Annotated in this window: 12 protein-coding genes; 3 read left to right on the top strand and 9 right to left on the bottom strand. The window is 62.3% G+C overall.

What is annotated here, in order from left to right:
* The first annotated feature begins 68 nt into the window (after positions 1-68).
* Positions 69-833 carry a 5'/3'-nucleotidase SurE gene (gene surE / locus ABC729_RS06335; protein ID WP_495606791.1) on the top strand — a complete coding sequence of 255 codons (765 nt, stop codon included), beginning with the start codon at positions 69-71 and terminating at the stop codon, positions 831-833.
* A gap of 62 nt (positions 834-895) precedes the next feature.
* Here surE and ABC729_RS06330 read toward each other — a convergent pair whose 3' ends face one another.
* The 4 genes from ABC729_RS06330 to ABC729_RS06315 form a co-directional block, all read right to left on the bottom strand.
* The gene (locus ABC729_RS06330) at positions 896-2476 is read right to left on the bottom strand and encodes a peptide MFS transporter (RefSeq protein WP_495606790.1); all 1581 of its coding nucleotides are present in this window, start codon (positions 2474-2476) and stop codon (positions 896-898) included.
* Positions 2477-2583: 107 nt separating this feature from the next.
* On the bottom strand, positions 2584-3621 hold the full coding sequence (locus ABC729_RS06325; RefSeq protein WP_495606789.1) for a patatin-like phospholipase family protein: 1038 nt from the start codon (positions 3619-3621) through the stop codon (positions 2584-2586).
* A gap of 40 nt (positions 3622-3661) precedes the next feature.
* Entirely contained in the window at positions 3662-4444 is a 783-nt protein-coding gene (locus ABC729_RS06320; protein WP_495606788.1) for a 3-hydroxybutyrate dehydrogenase, read from the bottom strand.
* Between the two features lie 69 nt (positions 4445-4513).
* Positions 4514-7744, bottom strand: a complete 3231-nt coding sequence (locus ABC729_RS06315) for an AsmA family protein (RefSeq protein WP_495606787.1) — start codon at positions 7742-7744, stop codon at positions 4514-4516.
* Positions 7745-7824: 80 nt separating this feature from the next.
* Here ABC729_RS06315 and ABC729_RS06310 point away from each other — a divergent pair, with 80 nt between their 5' ends.
* Both ABC729_RS06310 and ABC729_RS06305 read left to right on the top strand, forming a co-directional pair.
* The gene (locus tag ABC729_RS06310) at positions 7825-7998 is read left to right on the top strand and encodes a DUF4169 family protein (RefSeq protein WP_495606786.1); all 174 of its coding nucleotides are present in this window, start codon (positions 7825-7827) and stop codon (positions 7996-7998) included.
* 173 nt (positions 7999-8171) lie between these two features.
* Positions 8172-10301 (top strand): KAP family P-loop NTPase fold protein, encoded by a 2130-nt coding sequence (locus ABC729_RS06305; protein ID WP_495606785.1) that lies wholly within the window; start codon positions 8172-8174, stop codon positions 10299-10301.
* A 104-nt stretch (positions 10302-10405) separates the two neighbouring features.
* Here ABC729_RS06305 and ABC729_RS06300 read toward each other — a convergent pair whose 3' ends face one another.
* From ABC729_RS06300 to uvrA, 5 genes are all read right to left on the bottom strand, one after another.
* On the bottom strand, positions 10406-10807 hold the full coding sequence (locus tag ABC729_RS06300) for a GFA family protein (protein ID WP_495606784.1): 402 nt from the start codon (positions 10805-10807) through the stop codon (positions 10406-10408).
* Positions 10808-10837: 30 nt separating this feature from the next.
* Positions 10838-11230: a type II toxin-antitoxin system VapC family toxin gene (locus ABC729_RS06295; protein WP_495606783.1), complete on the bottom strand. Its 393-nt coding sequence runs from the start codon at positions 11228-11230 to the stop codon at positions 10838-10840.
* On the bottom strand, positions 11230-11442 hold the full coding sequence (locus ABC729_RS06290; protein WP_495606782.1) for an AbrB/MazE/SpoVT family DNA-binding domain-containing protein: 213 nt from the start codon (positions 11440-11442) through the stop codon (positions 11230-11232). Before ABC729_RS06290 ends, ABC729_RS06295 begins: the two co-directional genes overlap by 1 nt.
* A gap of 294 nt (positions 11443-11736) precedes the next feature.
* The gene (locus ABC729_RS06285) at positions 11737-12138 is read right to left on the bottom strand and encodes a DUF1398 domain-containing protein (RefSeq protein ID WP_495606781.1); all 402 of its coding nucleotides are present in this window, start codon (positions 12136-12138) and stop codon (positions 11737-11739) included.
* Positions 12139-12309: 171 nt separating this feature from the next.
* A complete protein-coding gene (gene uvrA, locus ABC729_RS06280; RefSeq protein ID WP_495606780.1) occupies positions 12310-15156 on the bottom strand; it encodes an excinuclease ABC subunit UvrA in 2847 nt (948 codons plus the stop codon).
* Between the last annotated feature and the right edge of the window lie 12 nt (positions 15157-15168).

Here is a 15168-nt window from a genome sequence, read left to right as displayed (position 1 = left end):
GCGCTCGACTTCAAACGCTTGTTCGATTTGAATGGATAGTGCCTTTAACCACCATGTCCGGACCCGTCATGCAAGCCCCGACCGCCCCCCTGTTTCGCCGTGCGCTGCTGACCAATGATGATGGCATCGACGCGCCGGGTATGGCGGCCCTGGTGGAGGCGGTAACGCCGCTGGCGGCGGAGGTCTGGGTGGTGGCCCCCGAACATGACCAGTCGGGCGTGTCGCGCGCCATCAGCCTGCATGGCCCCTTGCGTGTCCTTGAACGCGGCCCCCGCCGCTTTGCCGTCACCGGCACGCCCAGCGACTGTGTCGTGATCGGCTTAAGCCACATCCTGAAGGACAATCCACCCGACATCGTGTTTTCCGGCATCAACCGTGGCGCCAATATCGGGGAAGAGGTTGGCTATTCCGGGACGGTCAGCGCCGCCCTGATGGCCCGGCTGTGCGGGGTGCCCGCCTATGCCATCAGCCAAGCCTGGCGCGACCGCAAGAATGTGCGTTGGCAGACGGCCATATCGGGGCTGGAGGCTATTGTCCGCCGCTTTGGCACGGCGCCGGCCAGCGTCTTGAATGTGAACTTCCCGGATGTTGAGCCGGGTGAGGTAGCGGGTGTCAGCATCACACGGCAGGCCGAGCCGGGCAGCATGGTCATGGGCGTGGAAAGCCGGGAGGATACGCGCGGCTTTCCCTATCACTGGCTTTCCATCCGCCGCCATCCGGGGCAGGGGGCTGACGATACTGATATCGGTGCCCTGCGCCGCCGGGAAATCAGCGTCACGCCTATTGGGTTCGACATGACGGACCATGCCATGCTGGCGGCTTTACGGGGATAAAACAAAAGGGCCGCCCGGATTGCTCCGGACGGCCCCTTGTACATCAGCATAAGCCGCAAGGATCAGGCGGCCTTGCTGCCCTTTTCTTCCGTGTGCATGTCGGCGGCGTCCGTATGCATCAGCTTACGAATCAGCGGGGAGGCAATGCAGACGGCAACGCCGATACCGCCGGCCCAAACCAGCAGATCATAGAACACGCCCGCATAGACCTTCAGGCTTTCCTGCGGCGACAGCACGGCACCGCCCTCCGCACTGGCGCTGGCGGCATCGGCGATGAAGCCGGCCAGATAATGCGCGCCAGCCGACGACAGGAACCAGACACCCATCATCATGGCCGTGATGCGGGCCACCGACAGGCGGCTGATCATCGACAGGCCGACGGGCGACAGGCACAGTTCACCGGTCGTATGCAGCAGATAGGCCAGGACCAGCCAGATGATACCGGTCTGGGCATCCTCGCCCACCACGGACGCGCCAACGACCAGGGCACCGAAGCCCAGGGCCACCTGGATGATGGCCAGACCGAACTTCATCGGGGTCGAAGGCTCCAGACCCTTGCGGGCCAGTGCCACCCAGCCCCAGCTGAACACAGGGCCCAGCAGCACGATGAACATCGGGTTGAAGACCTGCACCACCGAGGCCGGAATGACCATCCCGAACAGCATGCGGTCTGAATTGCGGTCCGCGAACAGGGTCAGCGAAGTGCCGGCCTGTTCGAACAGGGTCCAGAACACCACCGACAGCGAGATCATGATCATCATCGCGATCAGGCGTTCACGCTCGATCTTGGTGCACTGGCTGATGGAGAACCAGATCAGGCCAACCACGACCAGCGCCACAACGGCCAGCAGCAGCGAGCCGACGACATGGTGGTTCTGCACCAGTTGCCAATTGATGACCACACCGACCAGGGCGGCGATATAGATCATCCATTCCAGCGACAGGCCAAAGGCGCGCGGCTTGGACAGTTTCACCGGATCGGGCGCTTCGGAATTGCGGTACCACTTGGTTCCGCGCGCGAACACGATCAGACCGAACACCATGCCCAGACCGGCCAGACCGAAGCCATACTTCCAACCATAGGTCTCGCCCAGGTAACCGCAGGCGATGGTGGAGAAGAAGGAACCCAGGTTCACGCCCATGTAGAAGATCGTGTAGCCGGGGTCACGGCGGGGGTCGTCCTTGCTGCCATACAGCTTGCCGACCATGGTCGAGATGTTCGACTTCAGGAAGCCGACGCCGGTGATGATGAAGGCCAGCGACAGGAACATGATCTGGTCATAGGGCGACTGACGCACGACGACACCGTCGATCACCTGCGCTGGCGATCCTTCAAAGGCCATGCCGATATGGCCGCAGACCAGAAGGATGGCGCCCAGCATCACCGCCTTGCGGCTGCCCAGATACCGGTCGGCGATCAGGCCGCCGATAACCGGCATCGCATAGTTCAAGGACGCGTAGCTGGCATAGATGAAGCCAGCGGTCCCATCGCTATAGAGGAAATGCTTGACGAGATAGAGGGTCAGGAGCGCGCGCATGCCGTAGAAGGAGAAACGTTCCCACATTTCGGCGAAGAACAGCGGCGCCAGACCACGCGGATGCCCGAAAAAACCCCGTTCAGGGTCGTTTGATATCCAAGCCATTGCAGCCTTGTTGTGTTTGGATGCTGAGGAATGGCCGCTATACCATGTTTGTCACGCCCGACATAGGGGGCAACTGCGACAAACTGTGACGCCCGTCACAGGCCATTTCACACGAAAAGCGGGCCTGTTTCGAAGCTGCTGCGCTTGCCCAGATCCTTCTCATGTCGGGCCAGCCATTCATCCGCCGCCGCCCGGCCCGTATCGCGCAGGTCGCTCAGAAATCCCCAATCGGCGTTCAGTTTGCTGGACACGCCCAGATGGCCCATCCGTTCCTCCGCCTCGATCCGGTGCAGGTGGATGGGCCGCATGCCCGACGCCTCTTCCGTCATCGCCCCCTTGGCCAGCAGCCGATTCACCAGCTCAATCGACCGCAGTTCGCGCAGGAAGATGGAATTGAAACTAACCTCGTTGATACGGTCGACAATGGCCGTGGGGTTCTTCGGCACTTCGGGCCGTTCGATGGGCGTCACCTGTACGATCAGGATGTCGTTGGTCTGGCACTGCTTGATCAGCGGGTCCAGCACCGGATTGCCCATATAGCCGCCGTCCCAGTAATGCTCCCCCTCGATCCGCACGGCCTGGAACAGGAAGGGCAGGCAGCCCGCAGCCAGCAGGCAATCCGCCGACAGGTCTTTGCCCTGGAACAACCGCATGCGCCCGCGCGCCACATTGGTGGCGCTGACGAACAGCCGCATCTCTGCCGCCTCACGCAACAGCTTGAAATCGATCAGCCCTTCCAGAACATCGGCCAGCGGGTTCAGGCCCAGCGGGTTGAACTGGTACGGCGACATCATGCGGATCATCAGGTCGAACCCGGCATAGACCGGGTGCGCCTCTACATTGGGATTGCCGGTCAGCTGCGTCAGGAAGGACGGCGACAGCGGGCCAAACGCGTTGGCCTTGGCGACGCGCCGCCAGAACCGGTACAGCAGATCGCGCGCCGCCTGTGGTCCACCGCTCAGCCAGCCATAGGCCATCAAGGCCCCGTTCATGGCCCCGGCGGAGGTGCCAGAGATGGCCTCTACATCCAGCCGGTCCAGTTCCAGTAACCGGTCCAGCACCCCCCAGGTAAAGGCCCCATGCGACCCGCCCCCCTGCAACGCAAGACCAACACGGGGGCGAACAACGGATTTGGATCGGGTCATGATGGACTTTAACTGGGGGAGGGGAATTGGGAGTGGGGAGTTACTGCGCGGTCCAGCCACCATCCACCGTCAGGGCAGCGCCCTTGATGTTGGCGGCGGCCTGGGACGACAGGAAGACGGCGAGATCGCCCAGTTCCTCGGGCGTCGTGAACTGCTTGGACGGCTGCTTTTCCGACAAGAGCTTCACCTTGGCTTCGGCCTCGCTGATCCCCTCGCGCGCGGCCAGCGCGTCGATCTGCTTCTGCACCAGCGGCGTCAGCACCCAGCCGGGGCAGATGGCGTTGCAGGTGATGCCACCCTCGGCATTTTCCAGCGCCACCACCTTGGTCAGGCCGATGACGCCATGCTTGGCAGCGACATAGGCAGCCTTGTTGACGCTGGCCACCAGCCCATGCACCGACGCGATATTAATGATGCGGCCCCAGCCCCTGGCCTGCATATGCGGCAGGGCGGCTTGGATGCCATGGAACACCGCCGACAGATTGATGGCGATGACGCTGTCCCAGCGTTCGGCGGGGAATTCCGTAACGGGGGCTGTGTGCTGAATGCCGGCATTGTTGACCAGGATATCGACGGAGCCGAGGGTCGCCACCGTCTCATCCACCATGGCCTTGATCTGGTTCGGCTTGGTCATGTCGGCGGCGGAATAGCGGGTCTTGACGCCGAATTCCGTCTCAATGGCGCTGCGCACCGCCTCGATCTCCGCTGCATCGCCAAAGCCGTTCAGCACGACATCGGCGCCGGAGGCCGCCAGCTTGCGCGCCACACCCAGGCCGATGCCGCTGGTGGAGCCGGTGATGATGGCAACCTTACCCTTCAACATGATGGCACTCACTCCCTGCTGGCTCATGGTTCTGTTGGTTGGAACTTGAATACCTATTCGACTTTCAAATCAAGGGTTCCCTTTCAACCGGTCCAGGATTCCCTTCACCGTCCCGTCCTTGTTTGGCTCCGGCGTCGGCTTTGCCTCTGGCTTGGGTGCTGCCGGTGCGGGGGTGGCGGGCTTGGGCTTGGCCGCCTCCGCCGCTTTCGCCTTTGCGGCCTCGGCTGCTTCGGCGGCGGCCTGTTTGGCCAGCCGTTCGGCCTCCCGCTTGCCCAGCCAGCTATCGGCGGCGGCCACGTCCAGGGTTCGCACGGTCGACTGGTCGGGGCCGCTCAGGTTGACACTCATGGCCGGCGCGTCGGGCGGGGTGGCGGCCTTCACCGTCAGGCCCAGGTCCAGGGTGCGCGCCTGCCAGGACCAGCGTCCGGCCCCGTCGATCCGCCCCGCCGGCCCCACGGCCTCAATCCCGCTCAAGGCCGCCACCTTATCGGCCAGGGTGAAGGACAGGGACAGGCTGTCGACGCCCGTCACCCCCTTGGCACGCAGCGCGGTGCGCAGTTGCGTTGGTCCCTTCGGCCCGCCCTCGGCCAGTTTCTTGGCCACCAGCGCCAGATCCAGACCCGTGATGGAGCCATCACGCAGGCTGGCCTTGCCCTCGCCGGCCAGGGCGGAAAGGATGGCGCGCGGCGTCGGCCCGGCCCCGGTGCCCGTCACCGACAGGTCGAAGCGACCACCGCCGACCCCCAGCGCCGGGCCGGACAGCCAGCCGGGCGTCACCGCATCCTTTACGGAAAGGGTCAGCGATCCCGACAGGGGCACCGGCCCCGGTTCCTCATCCGTCGCCAGACCGGATCGTTCCGTCTGTTCCAACGCGCCGGTCAGGGTGACGTCACCACCCTGCCAGCGGGCCGTCGCCCCCTCCACCCGGATCAGGCCATTGCCGATGGTCAGCGGCAAGGCGACAGTGCCCAGCTTCTCGCCCCCCAATGTCAGCTGCGGCACGCTGATATCCAGCTTTGCGTTCAGGTGGCGGGTCCAGCCCAGGTCCCAGGCGGCCCCCTCTCGCGTCAACGCCGGCATCACCAGATCGGCATCCAGCACCGACAGCGACAGCTTGCCGTCCAGCCGCGCAGGCCCAGACCCATCCGTCGGGGCCGGCGTCCAGGTCAGGGTGCCATTGGCATTATGCCCCGCGAACTGCCCCGTCACCCCGTCCATCACCAGCGCGCCGCGCACAGGCCCCGTGATGCCGGCATAAAGGTCCAACGGACCCAACGGCCCGGCAGGGCGCCAGTCCGGCATCAGCAGGCGCAGCAGATTGGCGCTGTCGGGCAGGGTGCTGCGCAGCTTCACATCCAGTTGTGCTTCGTCCCTGGCGGTGGGGTTGCCGATGCTGCCCCCCACCTGCGTCGTGCCGCCCAGGGCGTCGGCGCGGATATCGACCGCCAGCTTGGCCGCATCACCGACCAGCCGCGCCTCCAGCGATACCGGCCCCAACCGGTCGGCCAGCACCGGGTCGGGCCGGCCCAGGGCGCGCAGCAGTGGGGCCAGCGTGCCGCCCGACGCGGTCAGGGTCAGGTGCGATGCCTCTCCCTCCTTATCTGACAGGTGGCCGCTGGCCTTCATCTTGATGCCGGCCACCCCATCCGCCGCCGCATCGCGTAGGGTCAGCGTGCCCCCGGTCCAGCCTGCATCCAGCGACAGCCCGTCCAGCGGCAGACCCGCCACCACCAGCTGCCCCGCCTTGCCCTCCAGCGTCAGATCAACCCCGTCCAGCAGCGGTTTCAGCACAGGCCAGAGCGGCGGTGCCTCCTTGGTGCGGTAGGCGTCAAGGTCCAGCCGGTCCAGGTCCAGCCGCAGGCCCAGGCCCGCGCGGTCGCGCCGCGACAGGGTAATGGCCCCGGTGAAGCTGGTCGTATCGACGCTGCCCTTGGCATCCGTCAGGGCGATATCCTGCGGCTTGCCGGACAGACGCCCCGTCAGCCGCGCCTGGCGCAGCCGTTCCAGGGGCACCGTCTCCATCCCCACCCCGGCCCAGGACAGCGTGTCGCGCAGGCTGTTGGCGGCAAGGTCGATATCGGCACCCAGCAGCGGTTGTTCCCCGCTGAAATCGGCGGCCCCCTTCAAGGTGACATTGGTGCCGCCGGGCAGGGTGGCGGACAGTTCCGCATCGCCCAGCACCCCGCCGCCCAACCGCCCGATCAGCCGCAGGTCGCGCACAACATCCCCGCGCCACCGCCCCTGATCGGCCAGCAGGTCCAAGGTCAGGTTGGCGCGCAGCAGCCAGGGCGACAGGCCCGGCAGGTCGGCGCCCAACCCATCCAGGTCCAACGCGGTAAAGGCCAGCACGACCGACCCGACCCCGTCGCCCGCACGCGGGATTTCCACGCTGCCCGTGGCGCGGCTATCGCCCCATTGCAGGTCGATCCCGTCCATGCCCATGCTCTGCCGCGTCAGCGACAGCCGCCCGCGCAGCGACAGGGCAGGGGCCTTGCCCCCCGCCGTCCCCGTTCCGCCCAAGGCCTCCGCCGGCAGTTCCAGGCCCGCCAGATGCTGTACCAGCCGCAGCACGGGGGCCGCATCCGGCCCCTGCAGCGCCACATCGCCATCCAGGCGCAGATCGCCACCGGCGGGCGGCAGGGTGCCGGTAAAGCGCAATTCAGCCTTGGCATCGGTCAGCGCCAGCAAGGCCCGCACCGGCACGGCCCCATTGGCCGATTTGCGGGCGGCATTCAGGCTGAACCGCGCCGGCGCGCCATCCAGCCCACCCGTGGCCGTCACCTCGAACGGTCCCGTGGGGCCGCCCGCCGTCAATTCACCCGACAGGCCCGCCAACCGGATGACATCGCCGCCCGCGCGCTCCAGCACCAGCGAACCCGCCGACAGGGTCACCCCCTCCACCTGCACCGCCCCGCCAAGCGATGACAGGGCGATGGGCCAGCGTGCCGGCCCGTCGGCGGGCAGGATGGCCCGCATCTCCGCGTCATCCAGCGCCAATTGCTCGATATGCACCTGTCCTTGCAGCAGGGGCCAGGGCCGCACCCGCATGCCCACCCGCCCGATCCGGGCCAGCGGCTCCCCATTATCCAGGAGCCGGACATCGCCCGCCGTCAGGGTGGGCACCGGAAGCAGGGTCAGGTTCAGATCGCCATCAATGACCACCTGCCGCCCCGTCAGCCCGGCCAGCCCATCGGCCACGCGGGAGCGAAACTCGTTCCAGGGCACCAGCGCCGGTCCCACCAGCACCACCAGGATCAGAAGGGCCAGCGTCAGCCCCAGGGTCACCGCGATCCGCTTCACACCCAGCCCATCCCTCTTGCCATCCCCCCATATCCGGGTCTTAACCTATAGAACCGGTGCCCGACAGGATAGGGAATGAAATGGGCGAAATCGTGAATCTCAACCGCGCCCGCAAGGCCAAGGCCAAAGCCGACCGTGAGGTCCAGGCCGCCGAAAACCGCGTGAAGTTCGGCCAGACCAAGGCCGAGAAAGAGAAACGCCGCGCCGAGGAAGAGGCCGCACGGCGGCGGTTGGAGGGGCATCGGGTGGAGTGAGGGGGTTTTGGGGCTGTTTGCTGATCGACTGTTTCTGGAATGACACCGATAAACTCTGCCGAAGCGAACTCATAACTGCCAATCCATTTAAGTTGTAAATTGTAACATGAAAGATCATTTTGTGGCTTCAACTGTGGAAATTTTGTTGTTGTGACTACATGATGAGGCAACAAATGACTGCTCTGTCAGCTGACCGTCCTAGCAACGACCCGAAGGATGATCTTTTCGGACATGTGCCTTTTGCAAAGAGCTTAGCTGAGAGCATCTACCGTTATCAAGGCAGCGACGGATTGGTGCTTGCGCTTCACGGAGCATGGGGCTCGGGCAAGTCCACGGTTCTGAGTTATGTCCAACACTTCCTCGAGCAGCGTCCAGAGGAAGAGCGGACAATCATCGTAGTTTTCAATCCATGGTGGTTTTCTGGGCACGAAAATCTTGCACGTGCGTTTCTTGGTCAGTTACAGGCCGTCCTTCCCAAGAAGAGTGAGAAGTTAAAGGAACTTGGTGATTTGTTCGCCGATTTCGCCGAGGGGGTAGGTGGCCTGATCGATCTCACTGGGATTTCGGGCGGTATCGGTGAGAAAATAGGCAAGCTATTGGGTCAAGCGAAGCGTAAACCCAAGGATGTTCCAGAGCTTAAGAGTTCGATTGCTGGAATTCTGCGAAAAGCTGGTAGACGTATCCTAGTAATCGTTGATGATATTGATCGATTGGCGCCTGATGAGACTCGACAATTGTTTACGGTCATTAAGGCACTAGCTGACTTCCCTAACGTTATTTACTTGATGGCTTTCGATCGAGAGGTTGCTGCAAAAGCTATCGAAAGCCATAGTGGCTTGCCCGGCGAGAGGTACTTGGAGAAGATCATTCAGGTACCCTTTGAATTGCCGCCAGTCGATCGTGTGGCGCTACGCTCAGCATTTTTCAAAAGGCTCCGCGAAGTAATAGGTGACACATCAGAAGGGGTATTTGATCAGTCATACTGGGAGAACGTCTATTATGATGGAATAGACGCGTTGATTCGGGTGCCTCGTGACATAGTTCGATTCACGAATACCATAGCCGTCACCTATCCGGTGGTCCGTGGTGAAGTAAATACTGTGGATTTTATTGCACTAGAAGGACTTCGGGTGTTTTTGCCCAGCTTGTATGACGTGATTCGTACCAACCCGGATATGTTCTCGGGCTACCACCATAACTCCCGCTATGATGCTGACGAGCGAGCCAGAGAAGCTTTCCATGCCAGTTGGAAAGAGACCGTACCAGATTATTTTAGAAGGAATTGCCAGTCGTTGATCGAACGTGTATTTCCGAAAGCAGGAAACACAATTTACGGCCCGGATTGGCTTGCAGAATGGCGAAGAAATTTACGGGCCTGCCATCCAGATTTATTCCATATCTATTTTCGGCTTACTGTACCAACCGGGGTTATGCGCCGTAGTGAAATCATAGAACTGCTAGAGTCGATCGCGTCACCTTCAGATTTCCGAAATTTACTTGTTCAGTCCAAGGAAGAACGGCGGCCTGATGGCATATCTAAGGCGCGGGCGTTACTAGAAAGACTGATGGATCACGTCGAGAAGGACATCCCAGACGCGCAGATTGAAGTGGTCATCCAAGTACTCTTCGATATAGGTGACATGTTGATTGATCCTGCTGACGAGCGTGTAGGATTCGACTTCGGTAATGTCTCGCGGGTTTCGCGTCTCGTCTATCATCTTCTAAAGCGGATGTCTGCCGATCAACGTGCTGGCATCTTGGAGGCCAAGATGCGAGCTGGCGATGCGGTTGCAGTCCAGTCGTGGCTTTTGAAATCGTTGGACGATCAAGTCACTAAGGGACAAGCTGCCGCTTTGCTGACGGCCGACGAAGTCAAGCAACTGAAGATTGTATGGATAGAACGAGTACGGAGTCTTGCAATTCGGCCTAGCTTCATGGAACATCCGGAAATGCAGTGGCTACTTGCCACCTGGGAAAAGTGGGCAGACAGTGCCGAAGTGCGAATATGGTGTGACCGCGTTACTAACACTGACACGGGGTTACTGAATCTGCTGCAAAATTTTCTGCGGCACTCGAGATCCCAAACGGTAGGTGATTGGGCGGTTCATATTCAACCCCGCCTTAATCCGACTTGGTTGGAGAGTTACGTTGACACCGTTGCTGCTGCGAACCGACTTTATCAGATGCAGCGGGATGGCACGATTCCTGACTACGCTCAGAAAGCCGTAGAGCAGTACCTTACGGAATTCGAAATGCTCAAGTCTGGCAAGAATCCAGATGGCATTGGTGCGTTTGACGACTGATACCAAGCTGCGGTGAGTGGAACTTATTGTTGCTGGTACAATTTCCGATTTTAGCAAGCGAAGAGGTCAGTGAACGACCACGGCGGCGCGCAAACCCCTAAACCTCACCCCAACCGCTCCATCCCCAGCCCCTCTGCCGACAGCGCCCAGGGGTGCATCCTGTCCTCATAGACCATCACAGTCGGCGGCGGGAAAGTCGGGTCGGCGAAGGCACCCACGGCGATGGCAAGGGAATCGGGTGCCCAGTCCATCTCCCAATAGACGGTGGAGCCGCAGGTGGGGCAGAAATGGAAGGTGGCGGTGCCGCCGCTGTCGCCCTGGCGGGCCCAGGTGCTGGTGCGGCCTGTGATGCTCACGCCGTCGCGCGGGAACCTTGCCTGGGTGCTGAACACGCTGCCGGTGCGTTTCTGACATTCCAGGCAATGGCACATGGACACCCGCCCCGGCTCCCCCTGGCAGGTCAGGTGCAACTGGCCGCAACTGCATGAGGCGATCCGGGTGGTCATAAGCTTCTCCTGTCCCTGTTCTGTCTGGTTTTAGCGGCCGGACTTGGCAAACAGTGTGACGCCGGCCAAGCCCTTGAAATGGGCGTCACAGGTCAGCAGTTCCGCCCCCCGTTGGCGCGCGGTGGCGTAAACCACGGCGTCGGCGGTGGCGAGCCGGTGTTCACGGTGCAGGTCCGCCGCCATCAGGGCGATATTGGTGTCCAGCGGCACGACAATGCATTTCTGGGTATAGGCGATGACCTGATCGGCCTGATCCTCGCCCAACTCCCGCACCAGCCATTTTGACAGTTCAAGCTGCACGATGGTCGGCACGATGCACTGGGATCTGTCCGGGAACTCTGTTTCCAGCCTTCTGCCCAGATCACTGTCCACCAGCCATTCGATCCAGGCCGAGGTATCAACCAGCCGCATTGCCGGGACCATCAGTAACGATCCGCGCGATCGCGGTAGCCTTCCTTATTGGCACCCCTGGCGATGCCGGCAAGCTGGTCCAGTTCGGGCACCGGCATCACCAGCACGCCCTTGCCCTTCGGGATGAACACGAATTCCTGCCCGGCCTGCCACTGCTGTTCGTCGCGGACGGCCTTTGGGATGGATATCTGAAACTTGCTGGACAGGGTGGCCGTGGCTGCCATGTCATACCTCTGCCGCTATCGATCATGCTTCGGTAAGAATATACCTGTCGGCGGTCCCGTGCCACCGCGCATCTGGGGCTGTCGAGCCTCACTCTGCCGATGAGTATCTGCCTCCCCGGCGAAGGCCGGGGCCCAGGGGGCGCAAGCATCAACCTCACAACCGGTCTGCTGTCCGTTGCACAAAGATCGGGCATGTGGCCCCTGGGCCCCGGCCTTCGCCGGGGAGGCGGTGAAGGAATTTCAAAGGTATAGCAAGCAGCATTCCTTCAATCTCAAAGCCCCCGGCACCCCCCATCACCCCGGAAAATGCTCCACATGCATGTCGCCCGTCCGACCGTAATAGACGACGCGGCGGCCCAGTAACGTGACGAGGTAGCCGGCGCAGCCTGCTTCCTTCACCTGTTCGCAGAAGGCCGGATAGGAATAATCCGGCCCGTCGGCCTGGGCCCAGCGGATCAGGCGTTCCACCGAGGCGGCGTCGAAGATGGGCGCAATGGTGCCGGCGCTGTGCGGCAGGGGCAGGGTGACAGCATCGCCATCGGGCAGGTAATAGCTCTGCGTGCTGCAGCGATAATCCACAAGATACCCCTCGAACCCCGCCGCGAGCAGGCGGCCGATGATGGCGGGGAAATTCATACTGCCCGTATGGGCGGCCTCCAGGCATTCACGGGCAATGGCGATCCGTTCCGCATCCATGACGGCTCTCCTTTCGAGATAAATTAATTGACTAGGAAACTATATCGATATGGTTTCCTAGTCAATTATATTAACCCCAGCTTATACGTCATCCCGGCGACAAGCCGGGATGACGAGAGAGGAGGGGGCGGGCAAAGCGAGATCACTCTGCCCCCGCCCCCCGCTCCATCCTCACCCCGCCTTACGCGTCGGTTGCTTCACATAAGGCGCCAGGTAATGCCCCGTGTGGCTGCGCGCCACCTTGGCCACCTGTTCGGGTGTGCCGGCGGCCACGATCTCGCCGCCGCCATTGCCGCCCTCCGGTCCCATATCGATGATCCAGTCGGCGGTCTTGATGACCTCCAGATTATGTTCGATCACCAGCACGGTATTGCCCTGATCCACCAGGGCATGCAGCACTTCCAGCAGCTTGCGCACATCCTCGAAATGCAGGCCCGTGGTGGGTTCGTCCAGGATATAGATGGTGCGCCCCGTGGACCTGCGGGCCAGTTCCTTGGCCAGCTTCACACGCTGCGCCTCACCACCCGACAGGGTGGTGGCCGGTTGTCCGATCTTGATATAGCCAAGGCCGACCCGGTCCAGCGTTTCCAGCTTGTCGCGGATGGACGGCACGGCGCGGAAGAACTCCGCCCCTTCCTCCACCGTCATATCCAGCACCTCTGCGATGCTCTTGCCCTTGTAATGGACCTCCAGCGTTTCGCGGTTATAGCGTTTGCCGTGGCAGACATCGCAGGTGACATAGACATCGGGCAGGAAATGCATCTCGATCTTGATGACGCCGTCGCCCTGGCACGCCTCGCACCGCCCGCCCTTGACGTTGAAGCTGAACCGCCCCGGCCCATAACCGCGCGCCTTCGCCTCCGGCAGGCCCGCGAACCAGTCGCGGATGGGGGTGAAACAGCCGGTATAGGTGGCGGGGTTGGATCGCGGCGTGCGGCCGATGGGCGACTGGTCAATATCGATGACCTTGTCGATATTCTCCAGCCCATGGATGGCGTCATGTTCGCCCGGATGCTCCCGCGCACCCATCAGCTTCTTGGCCAGCGCCTTGTACAGCGTCTCAATCACCAAGGTCGACTTGCCGCCGCCCGACACGCCGGTGACGCAGGTGAAGGTGCCCAACGGCACCTTGGCCGACACATCGCGCAGATTGTTGGTGCGGCAGCCGGTGACCTCCAGGAACTGTCCCGGATGGCCGGGCCGGCGATGCTTGGGGATCTCGATGCGGCGGCGGCCCGACAGATATTGCGCCGTCAGGCTGTCCGGGTGGGCCATCACCTCCGCCGGCGTGCCCTGCGCCACGACCGTGCCGCCATGCACCCCGGCCCCCGGCCCCATATCGACCAGATAATCGGCGATACGGATCGCATCCTCATCATGTTCGACGACGATGACCGTATTGCCGATATCGCGCAGGCGTTTCAGCGTCGCCAGCAGCCGGTCATTATCGCGCTGATGCAGGCCGATCGACGGCTCATCCAGCACATACAGCACGCCCGTCAAACCCGACCCGATCTGTGACGCCAGCCGGATACGCTGGCTTTCGCCACCCGACAGGGTGCCCGACGCACGGTCCAGCGCCAGATATTCCAGGCCGACATTATTGAGGAAGCCCAGCCGCTCATTGATCTCTTTCAAGATGCGCACGGCAATGTCGCGCTGCTTCTGTGTCAGGTGCGGGGCCAGCGCCAGGAACCATTCGCCGGCCTGGCGGATGGACATGCGGCTGATATCGGCGATGGACAGGCCCTTGATCTTGACGGCCAGGGCCTCCGGCTTCAGACGCGCGCCGTTACAGGCCTCGCACGGCTGCGACGACTGGTACTTGGACAATTCCTCGCGCACCAGGGCGCTTTCGGTTTCCTTCCAGCGGCGCTGGAGATTATTCACCACGCCCTCGAACGGCTTCTTCGTTTCATAGGAACGAAGGCCATCATCATAGCGCATGGTGATCGCCACCTTGCCCGACCCGAACAGGATGCAGTTGCGCACCTCTTCCGGCTGCTTCTCCCAGGGCGTGTCGATCTTGCTGCCATAATGGGCGCAGATACTTTCCAGGGTCTGCAGGTAATATTGCGAGGTGGAATTGGCCCAGGGCGCGATGGCGCCCTCCCGCAGGCTCAACCGCTCATCCGGGACCACCAGCATCGGGTCGAAATAATGCTTTGACCCCAGCCCATCACAGGCCGGGCAGGCGCCAAACGGATTGTTGAAGCTGAACAGGCGCGGTTCCACCTCCTCAATGGTGAACCCGCTGACGGGGCAGGCGAATTTGGCGGAAAACACGGTACGCTCGCCATTGTCGGCATTCTCGGCAAAGATCAGGCCGTCAGACAGTTCCAGGCCGGTTTCGATACTGTCCGCCAGCCGGTTGCCCAGGTCCGCCTGCACTTTCAACCGGTCGACCACCACCTCGATATCATGCTTCAGCTTCTTATCGAGGGTGGGGGCCTCCTCGATCTCATACATCTCGCCATTGATCTTCACGCGCTGGAACCCGCGCTTGCGCAGCTCCGCCAGTTCCTTCTTGAACTCCCCCTTCTTGCCGCGCGCGATGGGGGCCAGAAGGTACAGCCGCGTGCCCTCCGGCATGGCCAGGATACGGTCCACCATCTGGCTGACCGTCTGGCTTTCAATGGGCAGGCCCGTGGCCGGGGAGTAGGGTACGCCGATGCGCGCGAACAGCAGGCGCATATAGTCGTAAATCTCCGTCACCGTGCCGACGGTGGAGCGGGGATTGCGGCTGGTCGTCTTCTGTTCGATGGAGATGGCGGGCGACAGGCCCTCGATGCTGTCCACATCGGGCTTCTGCATCAGTTCCAGGAACTGCCGCGCATAGGCCGACAGGCTTTCCACATAACGCCGCTGCCCCTCGGCATAGATCGTGTCGAAGGCCAGGGAGGATTTGCCCGAGCCGGACAGGCCGGTAATGACGACGAGGCTGTCGCGCGGCAGGTCGACATCGACATTCTTCAGGTTATGTTCGCGGGCGCCACGGACGGAAATATGCTTGTTCATCGGCTTTGATCT

Source organism: Niveispirillum sp. CC-CTL257 (genome assembly GCF_059489915.1).
Note: the sequence above shows the minus strand (reverse complement) of the source record. Positions and strands in the feature narration are given on the sequence as shown.